Raw genomic sequence first — 2,430 nt, 5'->3', positions numbered from 1 at the left:
TGGCACCAGCGGATGGGCGCGGAGGTGCGCGCCGTGCTGCCCTTTCTCGAAGAAGTCCCCGGCTCGATGGGTCAGGTATGACCGGGCGTGACCGGCGCCGGCCGGCCCGGCAAGAATGAGACGCGACGCATGTTCACGGGAATCATCAGCGACGTCGGGGAGATCGTCGAGCGGCGCGAGGCGGAGGCGGTCACGCGCTTCGCGATCTCCTGCGCCTATGATCCCGCGGGCGTCGCGCTCGGCGCCTCGATCGCCTGCGACGGGGTCTGCCTGACGGTCGTCTCGATCGAGCCGGGCCCGCGCGGCGCGGTGTTCGCGGTCGAGGCCGGGCCCGAGACGCTTTCGCTCACCACGGTGGGCGGCTGGCGGGTCGGCGGGCGCGTCAATCTCGAGCGCGCGCTCAAGATGGGCGACGAACTCGGCGGCCATCTTGTGCTCGGCCATGTCGACGGCGTCGCGGAGATCATCTCGCGCGAGGATCTGGGCGAGACCGTGCGCTTCGGCTTCGATGCGCCCGCCGCCGTCGCGCGGTTCATCGCCGTGAAGGGCTCGATCTGCCTCGACGGCACCTCGCTGACGGTCAACGAGGTGGAGGGGACGCGCTTCTCCGTCCACCTGATCCCGCACACGCTGTCCGAGACCAACTGGGGCGGCAAGCAGGCCGGCGACCGGGTCAACCTCGAAGTCGACATGATGGCCCGCTACGCAGCGCGCCTTGCCGAGGCCAGCGCGCTCGGATACTGACGCCTCCCCGACGATCGAAGGCATTTCTCATGGTCGAGCCGCAGCGCCGCGCCATCGCGGTCGAGCCCACGCCCGGGCGCGTCCTCGTGGTCGAGGCCCGTTTCTACGAGGCGATCGCCGACGAGCTCCTCAAGGGCGCGACCGCCCGCCTGGAGGCCGCCGGCGCGCGCTATGACGTGGCGACGGTGCCGGGCGCGCTGGAACTGCCCGCCACCATCGCGATCCTGCTCGACGCGGCCGAAGCCAAGGGCGACCCCTACGACGCCGCCGTCGCGCTCGGCTGCGTGATCCGGGGCGAGACCAGTCATTACGACACCGTCGCGAACGAAAGCGCGCGCGGTTTGTTGGACCTGTCCGTGGCGCGCCGCATCCCGCTCGGAAACGGCGTGCTGACGGTCGAGAACGAGGTCCAGGCGCGGGTGCGCGCCCGTGTCAGCGAGATGGACAAGGGCGGCGGCGCCGCGGAGGCCGCGCTCACCATGCTGCGGCTCAAGCGCCGCGCGGAGGACTGAGGATTGGCCAAGGGCGAAAAGCGCTCCGCGGCCCGGCTCGCAGCCGTGCAGGCGCTTTATCAGATGGATCTGGCCGGCACGCCGCTGCCGGACACGCTGGCGCAGTTCGAGTCGCACTGGCTCGGCCAGGAGGTCGACGGCGAGGAGTACAAGCCGGCCGAGGCCGCCTTCTTCCGCGACCTCGTCACCGGCGTGCTCAAGGAACAGCGCGCGCTCGACCCGCTGATCGACAAGACGCTGCAGGCCGGCTGGCCGCTGAAGCGCGTCGAGGCGATCATGCGCGCCATCCTGCGCTCCGGCGCCTTCGAGCTCGGCAAGCGCAAGGACGTCCCGGTGAAGGTGGTGATCACCGAATATGTGGACATCGCCCACGCCTTCCTCGACCGCGACGAGGCCGGCATGATCAACGCCGTGCTGGACGCGATCGCCCGCACCGTGCGCGCCGGGGATTTCGAGAAGCAGGGCTAGGCGGATTCGACGGGCCGAAGCCCTGCCGCCCCAGAGGGCTCGTCATGGTCCGGCTTGACCGGACCATCCATGTCGCCCCCGCGCCCGACGCGCAAGGTGGGTCCTCCGGTCAAGCCGGAGGACGACGAGGGTGGCTGCTGACTCCACAGGCCTCGTCATGGTCCGGCGTGACCGGACCATCCATGTCGCCGCGGCGCCCGACGCCCAAGGTGGATCCTCCGGTCAACCCGGAGGATGACGAGCGTGATTTTGGGCTCCCGAGGCCTCGTCATGGTCCGGCTTGACCGGACCATCCATGTCGCCCCCGCGCCCGACGCCCAAGGTGGGTCCTCCGGTCAACCCGGAGGATGACGAGGGTGGCTGCTGGCTCCAGAGGGCTCGTCATAGTCCGGCTTGACCGGACCATCCATGTCGACCCCGCGCCCGACGCCCAAGGTGGGTCCTCCGGTGCAGCCGGAGGATGACGAGCTTCTTATCGCAGTGACGGCGTCTTACGCCGCGGCTTCGGCCCCGAGCGCCTCGCAGAGCAGCGTCAGCGCTTCGATCACCGATCGGCGCCTCACCTCCGAACGGCCGAGATCGCCGAACCGGCGCTCGCGATGCAGCGTTGGCCGACCGCGTCTGGCGGCCGCGAAATGCACCAGGCCGACGGGCTTCGCCGCCGTTCCGCCGCCGGGTCCCGCGACGCCCGTGATGGCGACCGAGA

4 protein-coding genes are annotated in these 2,430 nt (G+C 70.6%); 3 read left to right on the top strand and 1 reads right to left on the bottom strand.

Going from position 1 to position 2,430, the window contains the following annotated elements; genetic code table 11:
- Positions 1-129 precede the first annotated feature (129 nt).
- The 3 genes from ACIKT0_RS16950 to nusB are packed head-to-tail and all read left to right on the top strand — an operon-like array spanning position 130 to position 1,724.
- The gene (locus ACIKT0_RS16950; protein WP_407106545.1) at positions 130-744 is read left to right on the top strand and encodes a riboflavin synthase; all 615 of its coding nucleotides are present in this window, start codon (positions 130-132) and stop codon (positions 742-744) included.
- Between the two features lie 29 nt (positions 745-773).
- Positions 774-1,256, top strand: a complete 483-nt coding sequence (gene ribH / locus ACIKT0_RS16945) for a 6,7-dimethyl-8-ribityllumazine synthase (RefSeq protein ID WP_407106544.1) — start codon at positions 774-776, stop codon at positions 1,254-1,256.
- 3 nt (positions 1,257-1,259) lie between these two features.
- Positions 1,260-1,724, top strand: coding sequence for a transcription antitermination factor NusB (gene nusB / locus ACIKT0_RS16940; protein ID WP_183396289.1), 465 nt, complete (start codon positions 1,260-1,262; stop codon positions 1,722-1,724).
- Positions 1,725-2,215: 491 nt separating this feature from the next.
- Here the strand turns inward: nusB and ACIKT0_RS16935 are convergent.
- Positions 2,216-2,430, bottom strand: a 215-nt coding sequence (locus tag ACIKT0_RS16935) for a CinA family protein (protein WP_407106543.1), incomplete at its 5' end; no start/stop codon positions are given.

The organism is Hansschlegelia beijingensis (genome assembly GCF_045505405.1).
In the GTDB taxonomy this organism is placed as follows: domain Bacteria; phylum Pseudomonadota; class Alphaproteobacteria; order Rhizobiales; family Methylopilaceae; genus Methylopila; species Methylopila beijingensis_A.
Note: the sequence above shows the minus strand (reverse complement) of the source record. Positions and strands in the feature narration are given on the sequence as shown.

Coding starts and splice junctions, on each gene's coding strand:
- ACIKT0_RS16950 (WP_407106545.1), top strand. CDS start 130: ATGTTCACGGGAATCATCAGCGACGTCGGGGAGATCGTCGAGCGGCGC.
- ribH (WP_407106544.1), top strand. CDS start 774: ATGGTCGAGCCGCAGCGCCGCGCCATCGCGGTCGAGCCCACGCCCGGG.